Annotated in this window: 11 protein-coding genes; 2 read left to right on the top strand and 9 right to left on the bottom strand. The window is 74.4% G+C overall.

What is annotated here, in order from left to right; genetic code table 11:
* Positions 1-50: 50 nt before the first annotated feature.
* The 3 genes from malQ to ACFWEJ_RS20375 form a co-directional block, all read right to left on the bottom strand.
* Positions 51-2,297: a 4-alpha-glucanotransferase gene (gene malQ, locus ACFWEJ_RS20385; RefSeq protein ID WP_377231018.1), complete on the bottom strand. Its 2,247-nt coding sequence runs from the start codon at positions 2,295-2,297 to the stop codon at positions 51-53.
* Between the two features lie 77 nt (positions 2,298-2,374).
* The gene (locus ACFWEJ_RS20380) at positions 2,375-3,430 is read right to left on the bottom strand and encodes a mechanosensitive ion channel family protein (RefSeq protein ID WP_377231017.1); all 1,056 of its coding nucleotides are present in this window, start codon (positions 3,428-3,430) and stop codon (positions 2,375-2,377) included.
* 192 nt (positions 3,431-3,622) lie between these two features.
* Entirely contained in the window at positions 3,623-3,856 is a 234-nt protein-coding gene (locus ACFWEJ_RS20375) for a glucose PTS transporter subunit EIIB (RefSeq protein WP_020018155.1), read from the bottom strand.
* A gap of 142 nt (positions 3,857-3,998) precedes the next feature.
* On the opposite strand from ACFWEJ_RS20375, the gene ACFWEJ_RS20370 reads away from it, so the two are divergent.
* Both ACFWEJ_RS20370 and ACFWEJ_RS20365 read left to right on the top strand, forming a co-directional pair.
* A complete protein-coding gene (locus ACFWEJ_RS20370) occupies positions 3,999-4,385 on the top strand; it encodes a globin (protein ID WP_285103042.1) in 387 nt (128 codons plus the stop codon).
* 46 nt (positions 4,386-4,431) lie between these two features.
* On the top strand, positions 4,432-5,388 hold the full coding sequence (locus tag ACFWEJ_RS20365) for an acyl-CoA thioesterase (RefSeq protein WP_377231016.1): 957 nt from the start codon (positions 4,432-4,434) through the stop codon (positions 5,386-5,388).
* A 34-nt stretch (positions 5,389-5,422) separates the two neighbouring features.
* Here ACFWEJ_RS20365 and ACFWEJ_RS20360 read toward each other — a convergent pair whose 3' ends face one another.
* The 6 genes from ACFWEJ_RS20360 to ACFWEJ_RS20335 all read right to left on the bottom strand — a co-directional run bounded on the left by ACFWEJ_RS20360 (position 5,423) and on the right by ACFWEJ_RS20335 (position 12,532).
* The gene (locus ACFWEJ_RS20360; RefSeq protein ID WP_377231015.1) at positions 5,423-6,073 is read right to left on the bottom strand and encodes a hypothetical protein; all 651 of its coding nucleotides are present in this window, start codon (positions 6,071-6,073) and stop codon (positions 5,423-5,425) included.
* Positions 6,074-6,136: 63 nt separating this feature from the next.
* Complete coding sequence (locus tag ACFWEJ_RS20355; RefSeq protein ID WP_377231014.1) at positions 6,137-6,637, bottom strand: acyl-CoA thioesterase; 501 nt, start codon at positions 6,635-6,637, stop codon at positions 6,137-6,139.
* Between the two features lie 47 nt (positions 6,638-6,684).
* A complete protein-coding gene (locus ACFWEJ_RS20350; RefSeq protein ID WP_377231013.1) occupies positions 6,685-8,433 on the bottom strand; it encodes a GTPase in 1,749 nt (582 codons plus the stop codon).
* Positions 8,430-10,505, bottom strand: a complete 2,076-nt coding sequence (locus tag ACFWEJ_RS20345; protein WP_377231012.1) for a dynamin family protein — start codon at positions 10,503-10,505, stop codon at positions 8,430-8,432. The genes ACFWEJ_RS20350 and ACFWEJ_RS20345 overlap by 4 nt, the downstream gene beginning before the upstream one ends.
* A 65-nt stretch (positions 10,506-10,570) precedes the next feature.
* Complete coding sequence (locus ACFWEJ_RS20340) at positions 10,571-11,413, bottom strand: hypothetical protein (protein ID WP_377231011.1); 843 nt, start codon at positions 11,411-11,413, stop codon at positions 10,571-10,573.
* Between the two features lie 165 nt (positions 11,414-11,578).
* Positions 11,579-12,532 carry a phosphotransferase gene (locus ACFWEJ_RS20335; RefSeq protein ID WP_377231010.1) on the bottom strand — a complete coding sequence of 318 codons (954 nt, stop codon included), beginning with the start codon at positions 12,530-12,532 and terminating at the stop codon, positions 11,579-11,581.
* Between the last annotated feature and the right edge of the window lie 116 nt (positions 12,533-12,648).

Below are 12,648 nucleotides of genomic sequence, written 5' to 3'. Positions count from 1 at the left end.
ATCTGTTGCCTCGGAGGCTTCGAGGCAACAGATAGCCCGCACTCAACGGTTCAGGCGGGGTCGTCAGCCGGGGGTTCCTCGTTCATCACCGTGACCAGGCTGCGCAGACGGGCGTTGGTGAACAGGTCCTCCAGCATCACCACGGTGCCCGCCGAGTCCGCGAGCGGCACCCGCCAGTTCGGGTACTCGGAGTCGGTGCCGGGCTGGTTCTGCGTGCGGCGCTCGCCCACGGCGTCGGCCAGGGAGACGCCCACCAGCGCGGACGGCGTGTCCTTGAGGTAGCGGTGCAGGCCCTCGACGAGCTCGCGCTCGGACGGGTCGAACGTCGTCAGCCCCCGGCGCGACAGCGCCTCCACGAGCGACTCGCGCTCCTGGCGGGCCCGCGCGCGCAGGATCGTCGCGTCCTCCGTGAGCAGGCCGAGCCGCTCCCGCAGGTCCACGTGCTCCCCCGCCAGGTATCCGGCGGTGGGCGGCAGGTCGTGGGTGGTCACGGTGGCCAGGGCCGCGCTGCGGTAGGCCTCCGGCTCGACCGGCGCGCCGGCCTCGTCCCGCTCGAACAGCAGCACGGACGTGCCCAGGACGCCGCGCTCCGCGAGGTAGTCGCGGATCCAGGGCTCGAACGTGCCCAGGTCCTCGCCCACGATCGCCACGCCGGCGCGGTGCGCCTCCAGGCACAGGATGCCGATCAGCGCCTCGTGGTCGTACGTGACGTACGCGCCCGCCGACGCGCGCGCTCCGCCAGGGATCCACCAGAGGCGGAAGAGCCCGAGCACGTGGTCGACCCGCAGGCCGCCGCAGTGGCGCAGCACGGTGCGCAGCATCTCGCGGTACGGCGCGTAGCCCACCTTGGCGAGCGCCCGCGGGTTCCACGGGGGCTGGGACCAGTTCTGGCCCTGCTGGTTGTACATGTCCGGCGGGGCGCCCACGGACACGCCGCGGGCGAGGACGGCGGCGTCCGCCCAGGCGTCCGCGCCCTCCGGGTTCGAGCCGACGGCGAGGTCCTTGAACACGCCCAGCCGCATGCCGGCGTCGAGGCCGGCGCGGTGGGCCGCGCGGAGCTGCTCGTCGGCCACCCACTGCAGCCAGCAGTAGAACTGGACCCGGTCCGACAGGGCGTTGCGCAGGGTCTGCACGCCGGACGAGCCCGGGTCGGAGAGCTCCGCCGGCCAGTCCCGGCCGTCCAGGTGCTCCTTGATGGCGCACCAGGTGGCGAAGTCGACCAGGCCGCGGCCCTGGGCCAGCACGAACTCGTCGAACGCCGTCTGCCGGGCCGCCGACCGCGGCGCCGTGTACACGACCTCCAGGGCCGCCTTCTTGGCCTCCCAGACGGCGTCCCGGTCGATCGGCCCCGAGTCCTCGGACAGCTCGCGGACGGGCTCGGCGGCCCACTCCACGAGCGACCGGTCGGCGGCGGAGAGATACGCCGTCTCACGGATGTCCTCGACCCGGATGTACAGCGGCGACATGAACCGCCGCGACGTCGGCAGGTACGGGCTCGGGGTCACCGGCACCACGGGCTCGGTCGCGTGCAGCGGGTTGATCGCGACGAAGTCGGCCCCGCCGTTGTGCGCCGTCTGCCAGGCGAGGTCGCCCAGGTCGGCGAGGTCGCCCATCCCCCAGGAGTCCCGGGACCGCACGGAGTAGAGCTGGACCATGAAGCCCCAGGCCTGCTTGCGGGCGATCTCCTCACGCAGCTCCAGCCGCGCGGGCGTCACCACGAGCGAGGCCTGCGCCGTCTGCCCGCCCGCCTCCGCGTGCAGCGTGTGCCAGCCGAGCGGCAGGGTGTCCGGGAGCGTGAAGGCGGCCCGGCCGACCTTGCGGCTGTCGACGGTGCGCGGCTCGGCGTAGACGTCGGCCTGGCGCAGCTGCACCCGGGAGCCCTTCACCGTGGCGAACGAGCCGGACGTGGGGGCACCGCCGGGCGCCGTCACCCGCCAAGGCGTCGCGCTCGCCGGGACGACGGGCGTCTCGGCCCGCTCGAGCTCGACCCACGCGGTCACGTCCGCGCCGTCGGCGACGTGCACCGGGACCTGTACCTCGGTGCCCTCGCGCGTGACGACCGTGGGCGGCAGCATGGCGCGCCACTCGTCGTCGCGGACGCGGTCCAGGCTGGCCGTGACGGCGCCGGGGGTCGACGCCTGGACCCCGAGCGCCTCCAGCACCGCGACGAGCGTCGAGGAGCTGACCTGCTGCACGCGGCCGTCGTGGTCGGTGTACTCGCACTGCACGCCGTGGGCTGTCGCCAGCTCGGCCAGCTCCTGCGGCACGGTGGAGCCGTCTCCGGTAGACCCGGGCATCGGTTCGTCGGTCACAAGGAAAGATCCTGCCATCTACCGACCCGTACCGGGCGCAACCCGGCCCGAAAAACCCTATGTCAGCTGACGCCGGGGGTGTCCCCCACGACGCCCTCCTCGAACGGGGCGGGCGCGGAGCGCGCCACGATCCCCGCGTCCAGCAGGGCCGCGTGCGCGGCCACGCGCAGCGACCGGGCGACCGCCCACTGCTGCGCCGGGCGCACCTGGGCGTGCAGCGTGAACGTCAGGCCGCCCTGGTCCACCTCGTCGACGCCGCGCACCGACGGGGTCTCCAGGAGGCTGTCGGCCAGCTCGGGGTCGTTCTTGACGCGGTCGACGGCGCGGCCGAGCGCCGCGCGCACGGCGTCGATGTCGGCCCCCAGCGGGACCTGCACCGGGGCGACGGCGCGGCTCCACTCCTGGGTGCGGTTGCCCGCGCGCACGATCTCGCCGTTGCGGACGTACCAGAGGGTGCCGTCGAAGGCACGGACCTGGGTGAGCCGCAGGCCCATGGCCTCGACGGTGCCGATCACGCCGGCGCCGAGGTCCACGTTGTCGCCCACGCCGAACTGGTCCTCGATGAGCAGGAGGACGCCGGACAGGAAGTCCTTGACCAGGCTCTGCGCGCCGAAACCGATGGCGACGCCGACCACGCCGGCCCCGGTCAGCAGCCCGGTGATGGGCATGCCGATGATCTGCAGGATCGACAGGGCCATGATCGTGCCGATCACGATGTTCACGGTCGAGTTCAGGACCGACCCGACGGTCCGCGCACGCTGGGCACGTCGCTCGGCCGCACGGGGGTTGGCCGCACCGAACACGTCGGCCAGCGCCTGCGGCGTCATGAGCACGTTCTTGCGGCGGCGCTTGCCGCCCGCTCCCTGGACGGCGCCGGGCGTGGTGACGGGGATGGCGCCCGTGGTGGTACCCACCGGGGTGGCGACCGTCTCGACGACGGCGCGCGGCTTCTGGCCGATCGCGATGCGCTCGGCGAGGCTGGTGACCACACGCCGAAGGACGGCGATGGCGACCAGCCCGATCGCCAGGATCAGGATGACCTTCAGCGGCTTGTTACCGAACCAGGTCCAGAAATCCTCGGCGCTGTCGAACACGGAGGCAGCAAGAGACTCGAACACGGCCCCCAACCTACTCGGGTCGAACCGGAGGACCAGTACATCTCCGGCCGCGTCCGACGGACCACTGCGCGACCTTCACAGCCCGTTCGCGCCCCGGTTCCACGCGGCCGGCGGGCAGTGAAGCAGGTCACGGGCCCGGGAGCTCGTCCCGGGCCCGTGACCGTCGCTCGCTACGGGTTCACACCCTCGTGATCACACCCTGAGCGTGTCCAGCTCGGCCGCGAGGTTGTCCGCCTCGGGTCCGACGATCACCTGAACCACCCTGCCCGACCGCACCACGCCGAACGCGCCCGACGACTTCAGTCCGGGCTCGTCCACGAGGGACGGGTCGCTCACCTCGACCCGTAGCCGGGTGATGCACGGTTCCAGCTCGACGACGTTCGAGGTTCCCCCGAGTGCCGCAAGAATCTGGTCAGCCTTGGTCATGTCTCAACTCCCACCGTGCGTCGCTGCAGGTTTGTCCCCACCCTATCTGTGCTGGCAAGCCCTTCGCCCGGGCAATTGTCGAGTTGCTCACACGAGACCGAGTTTCACCGGACCGTCATAGGCGGGTGGCAGGATGAACGGCGTGACACAGGAACCTTCCTTCTTCGAGGCCGTCGGCGGCCACGACACGTTCGTGCGCCTCGTCGACGCGTTCTACGACGGCGTCGCGGACGACCCGGTGCTGCGCCCCATGTACCCCGAGGAGGACCTGGGGCCGGCCAAGGAGCGCCTGACGCTGTTCCTCGAGCAGTACTGGGGCGGACCCGGCACCTACTCCGCGCAGCGCGGGCACCCGCGCCTGCGGATGCGGCACGCGCCGTTCAAGGTGAACCCGGACGCCCGCGACCGCTGGCTCGCGCACATGCGGACCGCCGTCGACTCGCTCGGCCTGGCCCCGATCCACGAGTCGCAGCTGTGGGACTACCTGGAGCGCGCGGCCTTCAGCATGATCAACACGTTCGAAGACTGACCCCGCTCGAAGACTGAACCAGAAGAACCGAAGGAGACGCCCGCACGTGGACGCCACCCCTGACCTGATCGCCGGCGACGCCACGTCGGACCACGCGCCCGACGCGCTCGACCGCCTGCTGCAGGTGCTCGACCTGCGGCACCTCGAGGGCTGGGGACCGCGCGGCGAGGAGGACGTGCTGCGCGGCAACAGCATGCCCGCCCTGGCGAACCGCGCCTACGGCGGTCAGGTGCTCGCGCAGGCGATCCTGGCGGCGGACCGGACGGTGCCCGACGGTCGTCAGATCCACTCCCTGCACGGCTACTTCCTGCGGGAGGGACGGGTCGAGGAGCCCATCGACTTCGCGGTCGAGCGGCTGCGCGACGGACGCTCGTTCAGCGCGCGCCGCACCCACGCGATCCAGTTCGGCAAGCCGATCCTGTCGATGATCGCCTCCTTCCAGGAGGACCAGCCCGGCTACGACCACTCGATGCCGATGCCCGACGGCGTCCCCGCGCCCGACGAGGTCGGCTCCGCCTTTGACGAGCTCGGGTCCCTGCCGGACGGCCCCGACGTCCGCGCCCAGTTCTGGGCGGACTCGCCGTTCGAGCTGCGGCACGTGGGCGGGTCCCTGTACCTGCACCCGGACGTCGCGGTGGCCCGGGGCGGCACGCCGCCCGCCACGCAGCTCGTCTGGATGCGCACGCGCCGCCCGCTGGGCATCAAGGACCAGTCGATGCACCGCGCCCTGCTGGCCTACGCGTGCGACCAGCTCATGCTGGAGCCCGCCATGCGCGCCGCGGGCAAGTCCTGGCAGGACGTCGCCGCGACGGTGCCCATGGCCAGCCTCGACCACGGCATGTGGTGGCACCGCGACGTCCAGGTGGACGAGTGGATGCTGTTCGTGCAGTCCTCGCCCACGGCCCAGGGCGGCCGCGCCCTGGGCACCGCCAAGGTCTACACGCAGGACGGCGTCCTCGTGGCCTCGGCGGGCCAGGAGGGCATGATCCGGCTGCCGGCCTGACCTGCTACGCCCGGGGCGCCGCCCGCCCGGCCCGCTACGCCCCGAGCTCCGCCAGCCGGTCGCGGGCCGCCTGCACCGCCTGCCGGAGCGTGCCGACCTCGTGCGCCGTCGCGGCGACGTCCACCCGCTGCTCCAGGGCGCGCACGAACAGGGCCAGCGCCTCCCCGAGGTAGGGGCGGGCCTGGTCGGCGTGCACCTCGAGCGCCTGGTCGTACCGGCACCGGCCCCAGTGCTGGAGGGCGAAGAACTCCAGCCGCCGCGCGTGCTCGATGCTCGCCGCGTGCTCCCCGTAGTAGTGCGCGGCCTCCAGCGCGAGGCCGAACAGCAGGTCGGCCTCCGAGAACCGGTGCCGCCACTGGAGCACGTGCGCCAGCCGGAGCAAGGGCGCCACGGCACCCAGGGGTACGTCGGCGGCGTGCGAGTGCGCGGCCGCGGCGTCGTCCCCCGGCCCGCCCGCCAGGCGGACGGCGAGCCACCCGAGGCGTTCCGCCTCGGCCAGCCCGGTGTCGGGGTCGTCGTTCTCCGGGGCGAGCGCCCGGGTCAGCGGGACGCGGACGGCGAGCGTCGCCGGCTCGTCGCAGGCCGGGCCGCCGGCCAGCGCGGCGAGGTACGCCCGGGCAGCCGGGACGTCGTCGAACACCTCGTGCAGGGTGACCGGGTCAAGGTAGTGCTGGGGCAGATCCACTGTTCCTCCGTGGCCGAAACCAAGGGGGATGAATCTAGCAATTCGGACACCCTGAGGACCAACTCAGCCCCGATGGCGGAACGTGATCGGCTCCTCCTGGAACTCCTTCCACGCCAGGCGCTCCCCCTCGGTGAGGCGGCGCGGCCGGTCCGAGGCGGCGTCGACGAACACGAGCGTGGTGGTCGCGCGGGCGTAGGGCTTGCCGCCCGACGTCGGGCCGGTCTTCGCCATGCTCGCCGTGCCGTCGTGCACCTCGTAGCAGACCTCGGCGCTCGCGCCGCCGATCCGGCCCAGCCACATCTCGACGCGCACCGGCGTGCGGGTGAACAGCAGCGGGCGCAGGTACTCGATGCGCTGGCCGGCCACGAGCGTGTGGGAGTCGGCGTCGGGGCCGGTCGGCACCACGGCAGTGGGCCAGGCCTCGCCCTCGGGCGCCTCGGGGTGCTGCCAGAAGGCCGTGATCCGGGCGTCCTCCAGCAGGCGGAACATCGCCACGTTGTTGACGTGGGCGTATGCGTCCAGGTCGGACCAGCGCAGCGTGACGGGGACGTGCAGGCGTGTCATGGTCCCTATCCTCTCCCGGCGCCGCGGCCGCGAGGCACCGGCCCGCCTCAGCTCGCCGCGACCGTCGCCGCCGTCCGGCAGCTCGCGAGCCGGGCGAGCTCCTCCCCCACGGGCTCCCGCACCAGCCGGTCGGCGACCTTGCCCACCGACTGCCGCAGCCGCCGGCGCGCCGCGTTCGCCCGACGCCGGGCGCCCAGCGCGCCGAAGATCCGGCACACCAGGGCGACGAGCAGGCCCAGCACCACCGAGCCCAGCACCATCAGCGTGGGCCATGGGATGGTGAACGGGTCCACGCCGAGGCCCTCGCCCGAGCCGGACCCGGGCGCCCCCGGGAACACGACGCCGTCGCCCGACCAGGTCGGCAGCGACAGCACGGGCGTGGGCAGCGGCGGGAGCTGCAGGTACGCGAACCCGAACAGCACGAACAGCCACAGCAGGCCCGCCGCGAGCACGGCCACCAGGAGCCACTGCACCACGTTGACCAGCGACCACCACACCGGGCGGCGCTGCGCCTCGACGCGGGTCGCGGCCACCGCCTGGTCCAGGGCGTCGGGCAGCGTGTCGATCCCCGCCTGCCCGCGCGAGCGCGCGGCCAGCACCCACGGGTCGGCGACGCCGCGCGTCACCTCCTCGACGTACCGGCGCACGGCCGACGCCGCGGTGGAGCGCACGGCGGGCCGCGCCGTCGGCAGCGACGTGCGCACCAGGTCCTCGCGGCCCGACGGCGCCCGCTGCTCCCGGTCCGCCGTCCGCAGCCCGAGCCGCCGCAGCGGGTCCCGGCGCAGCCGGCCGATCCAGCGGGTCAGGGGCCAGCCGGTCGCCGACCGGGCGTCCCGGCGCGCGGAGACCCGTACGGCGTCGACCACCGTGGGCACCCCCGCGGCGTCCTCCAGCGCGGCCACCAGGTCGCCCGTGGCCTGGCTCCCGGCGCGCGACGGCGGCGGCGTGCCGCACTCGTCGACGATCCGCTGCGCCACCACGCGCTCGTCCGCGGCGAGCCGGGCCGTCGCGGCCTCGCGCCGCGCGGCCGCCTTGGCCAGCAGGCCGCGCAGGTCGTCGATGCCCTGGCCGGTCTTCGCGGACACCGCCAGCACGCGCGCGCCGTCCAGGCCGTCCTCGGCGACGAGCCGCCTCAGGTCCGCGAGCATCGCGGACGTCTCCTCCGCCGTCAGCCGGTCGGCCTGGTTGAGGGCGACGACCACCACCTCGGCCCGCCCCGCGAGCGGGCGCAGAAAGCCCTCGTGCAGCGCGGCGTCCGCGTACTTCTGCGGATCCACCACCCAGACCAGCAGGTCGGCGCGCTGCACCAGCCGCTCCGCGCGCAGCCGGTGCTCGGTCACGATCGAGTCGTGGTCGGGCAGGTCCAGCAGCACCAGCCCGGTCGTGTCCCCCGCGGGGGTCCGACGGCGGAACGGCCCGCGGCCGGCCGGCTCGTCCGGCGCCGGCTCGGCCGCCGCGGGCTCGACGTGGTGCCGGCGGCCCACCTCCAGCCAGTCCAGCAGCGGGTCCGCGCCCTCGCCCCAGACGGCGGCCATCGGGTGCGACGTCGTCGGACGGCGCACGCCGGGCTGCGCGATCGCGGCCCCGGCCACCGCGTTCAGCACCGACGACTTGCCCGATCCGGTGGCGCCGGCGAGCGCCACCACGGTGTGCTCCGCGGACAGGCCGCCCCGCTCGCGCGCCCGGGTCACGACGGCGCGTGCCTCGTCCAGCAACGCGGGCTCGATGCGCCCGTCCGCGGCCTGGACCGCGGTGTCGAGGGCCGTGGTGCGGTCGGCCAGGTCGAGCCGGCTCACCGGTCGCCGTCCCCGAACAGGCGCTTCCAGAAGCCCTTGCGGGCCGGCTGCTCGGCCAGGTCGCCCCGGCCGTCCGCCTCGCCGGTGCCGCCGGCCGGCGACCGGACGCCGCGCAGCCCGCGGCTCTCGGTCAGGTCCCCGACGCCCGCGGGTGGCACGTCCGTCTCGCGGGCCCGCGACCGGCGCTCCGCCGCGGCAGCCGAGGCGACGGCGTCGGCCGCCGTACGCAGGGCGGAACCGCCCGCCTCCGCGGAGCCGAGCGCGTCGAGCTGCGCGGTGTAGCGGGCGGCCTGCCCGTCCATGACGGCCTGGATGCGGGCCCGCAGGCGGTCGCGGGCCTGCACGGCGAGCCGGCGCACGGCGTCCTCGCCGAACACGGCCTCCAGCAGCCGTTGCGCCAGCACCGCCGAACCGCCCGCGATGCCCACCTCGACGCCGGTGAGCCCGCCCGTGGAGGCGAACACGAAGATCATCAGCGCCACGCCGAGTCCGTTGACGCCGAACGACAGCGCGCGGGCCTTGCCCCGCTTGGACTCGCCCTGCTCGCGCACCAGCCCGAGGACGTCGCCCTGCCAGCCCCGGATCTGCTCGCCCACCTCGGCACGCAGCGCCGCCGGCGTCCGCGACAGCTCCAGCCCCTCCAGCAGGGCCGTGCCCGCGGCGTCGCCGCGCCAGCCCTGGTAGGAGCGCTCGGCGGCCTCCTCGGCGGCGTCCAGCACCACCGACTCCAGGCCGTGGGCGATCGCCTTCTCGACCTGCGGCGCCTCCTTCGGCTTGCCGCGGAAGAACGAGCTCACCGCGTCCCGGAACCGGCCGATGCCCTCCTCGACCGCGCGGAAGAACTCGCCCGTGCCCACGAAGTCCTGCCACCGGGCGAGCACCTCGCCGCGCAGCAGCGCGCCGTCCGACGTCGCCGCCGCCACGTGCGCCACGGCGTCCGCGTAGGCGCGGTCCACCACGTGCCGCAGCCGCGCGTCGGCGGCCCGCTGCTCGTCGGCGGCATCGGCCAGCTCGCTCGCCCTCACCACGAGGGAGTCCACCACGCCGTCGCGGGTCGCGGCGATGACCCGCCGGCGCGCGTCGGCGTCGCCGCCCAGCCCGGTCAGCCAGCGCGAGACCTCGCCGACGGCGTCCTCGGGCAGCATCCCGTCGTCGGACAGGCCGTCCTCGGGGATGACGAACAGCGGGCTGCCGGTCAGCCCGTGCTCGGCCATCATGTCCCGCAGGTCGTCGGCCGTGGCCTCCGCGCCCGGGTCCACCCGGTCCAGCACCATCGCGACCTGCGCCTTGCGCGCGGCGGCCTGGTTCAGCAGGTCCCACGGCACCGCGTCGGCGTAGCGCGCCGACGTCGTGACGAACAGCCACAGGTCGGCCGCGCCGAGGAGCTGGGCGGCGAGCTCGCGGTTGGCGGTGTCGACCGAGTCGATGTCCGGCGCGTCCAGCAGCGCCAGGCCCTTGGGCAGCGAGTCGCTGGACACGAGGCGCAGGGTGCGGGAGGGGTCGTGCGGCGCCCCGTGGCCCTGCTGCGCGGCGGCGGGACCCACCGCCGACCTGGTCGGCGTCCCCGTGCCCGACGCCGTCACGCGCGCCAGGCCCGGCAGCACCCGGTCCGTGGAGAACCAGCGCGCGTCCAGCGGGTGGTGCACCAGGACGGGCGCCTTGGTCGTGGGCCGCAGGACGCCCGGCTGCGTGACCCGCTCGCCGAGCACCGAGTTCACGAGCGTCGACTTGCCGGCGCCCGTGGACCCGCCGACCACGACGAGCAGCGGCGCCTTCTGGGCCCGCAGCCGCGGCAGCAGGTAGTCGTCGAGCTGGTCCGTGGACCGGCGCAGCTCCGTGCGCGCCGCCTCGGCGCCCGTGGTCTCCAGCGGCAGGCGCAGGGCGCCGAGCCGGGCCCGGAGCACCTCCAGGGCGCCGGTCAGGCCGGACTCCTCGCCGGGGGCGGCGAGCTCCGCGGCCGGTCCCGTGGACGGCGCGGAAGCGGGCTCCGCGGGCAGCCCGGCGGTCTGCCAGGGGCTCACGCCCGGGTTCGGTCCGCCGGGCACCGCGCCGTCGTCGGGCTTCTCGGTCATGGCGCTCAGTCTGCCGCAGCAGCGCAGGTCAGGCGCGCCCGTGGCGTGGCAACCGGGTGAAGACGTCAGCCGCCGAGGCGCGAGCGCAGCCAGTCGAGGGCGGCGTGCGCCACCTCGCGCTGCACGGAGCGGCCGTGCGGCACACCGGGCTCCGGCGGCCGCATCGACTCGAGCACCAGCGCGCCGGCGACCACGGTCACGGCACAGGTCAGCGCCTCGGGGTCGACGTCGGGCAGGGGGTGCCGGTCGAGCACCACCCCGGGCGGCGGGGCGCCGTCGACCCGCAGGTACGGCAGCAGCAGCACGACGTCGAGGAAGGACGCGCCGTGGGACGGCATGAACCAGTCGACCGCGTGCGCGCTGGTGGCGTCCCAGCCGTGGTCGGTGATCAGGATCGACTCCCGGCGCAGCGCGCCGTGCACCAGGTTCTTGCCGGACATCGCCTCGCCGGCGTAGCGGGCGATGTCCGCGAGGTGGTCGACCTTGTCGGACAGCCAGGGCGTGAAGGCCGACAGGCCCTCGGGCCGCATCGCGGCGAGCGTGGCCCAGGCGCCCACGTCGATCAGGTCGAGCGCGTCGGGCAGGTCCGGGGGTGCCTCGGTCGAGCCGATCTGGATGGCGAGCTCGACCGCCGCGGCGAGGTCGCCGTCGTCCCAGGGGTCGTGCGGCGGCCGGATGGGCTCGTTCCGGTAGCCGAGCACCACCCAGCGGCCCGCCCCGGGCAGCACCTCGTCGACGTACCACTCGCGCTCCAGGCTCGGCACGTCGTCGGGCAGCGTGGCCAGCGACGCCGCCTCCGCGGCCATCCGGTCCTGGGTCAGCGGGGCCTCCGGCCCCACCGCCCGCACGATCGAGCGGGCGGACGCCGTCTGCAGCACCTCGAGCGGGGCCAGGTCCGTGCCGCTCATGGGGGCCGAGCCGATCACGCGTCCCCCCATGGACTCGCTGACTCGAGAACGGACAGACGGGGGTAGATCGGACCAAGCCGGTCGCCGCACAGCGCTCATGGCCGGAGTGTGCCGAACTGCGCTTTCACCCGCAAACCACAGCACGTGTTGCAGGAACGGCGTGGGTCAGAAACCGAGCCTGGTCTGCAGCCACTCCACGGCGGCGCGGGCCAGCCGGTGCTGGTAGGCGCGCAGCTCCGGCATGTCCGTGGGCGGCGTGTCCATCGACGACTTCACGTAGTGGCCGGCGAGCACCGCGATCCAGCAGGTCACGGCGTCCCGCTCCGTGCCGGGCGGCAGCCCGTAGCGGCGCAGCGTGGCCTCCGGCGGCGGACCGTCGTTGGCGCGGACGTGCAGCAGCATCGACACGAGGTCGAGGTACGGCGCCCCGACGCTGCCCCGGATCCAGTCGGTGACCAGCGGCTTCTCGCCCAGCCGGGCGGGCAGCAGCACGTTCTGCACCCGCAGGGTGCCGTGCTGCAGGCTCGTGCCGGCGATCGCGTCCGGGGCGTGCGCCGCGATCTCCGCGAGGCCCTCCAGCCGGTTGGTGAGCCACGGCGAGTGGTGGGCGAGCCCGGCGGGCCGCTTGTCCGCGAGGTACTCCCACGAGTCCGTGGGGAACACCTTCTCCTCGGGCAGGAACATCGGGTCGGCCGGCGCCTCGACCTCGCCGATCCCGCGGACCACCTTGACCATGGTCGCGACGTCCTCGTCGGGCCAGGAGGGGTCGATCGGGCGCACGTTGGACTTCATCGCGTAGCCGACGGCGACCCACCTGCCGAGGTTGGGCAGCACGTCGTCGAGCGACCAGAGGAGCTCCGGGTGCGGCGCCGCGGCGGGCAGCAGCGGCGAGAGCGCGATCTCCTGCCGCAGGAAGTTCAGCGGCCCCGGCTGCTCCGTGCCGATCGCCTTGACGAAGACATGGCCCTTCGTCGTCTGCACCTGGAAGCGCGCGCCAGGAAGGATCCCGGAGTCGTCCGGCTGCTTGGCGGCGATCACACGCGCGCCGAGCAGATCGGTGATGCGGTCTCGCAGCAGGGGCGGAAGCTCGCGCCATCCGGGCCGTAGGGCAGGGCTCACTGCGGCATCTTGTCGAAGATGCCTACTGACAGCAAGGAACATATGGGAAATTCGCCCGTCATGCGGGCTCGACGCCTCACCTTTGAGGCCCGGGTTTCTTCGCTTTGAGCGGGCTC

The organism is Promicromonospora sp. NPDC060204, assembly GCF_042728455.1.
Taxonomy (GTDB): domain Bacteria; phylum Actinomycetota; class Actinomycetes; order Actinomycetales; family Cellulomonadaceae; genus Promicromonospora.
Note: the sequence above shows the minus strand (reverse complement) of the source record. Positions and strands in the feature narration are given on the sequence as shown.

Coding starts and splice junctions, on each gene's coding strand:
- malQ (WP_377231018.1), bottom strand. CDS start 2,297: ATGCCCGGGTCTACCGGAGACGGCTCCACCGTGCCGCAGGAGCTGGCC.
- ACFWEJ_RS20375 (WP_020018155.1), bottom strand. CDS start 3,856: ATGACCAAGGCTGACCAGATTCTTGCGGCACTCGGGGGAACCTCGAAC.
- ACFWEJ_RS20355 (WP_377231014.1), bottom strand. CDS start 6,637: ATGACACGCCTGCACGTCCCCGTCACGCTGCGCTGGTCCGACCTGGAC.
- ACFWEJ_RS20345 (WP_377231012.1), bottom strand. CDS start 10,505: ATGACCGAGAAGCCCGACGACGGCGCGGTGCCCGGCGGACCGAACCCG.
- ACFWEJ_RS20340 (WP_377231011.1), bottom strand. CDS start 11,413: ATGAGCGGCACGGACCTGGCCCCGCTCGAGGTGCTGCAGACGGCGTCC.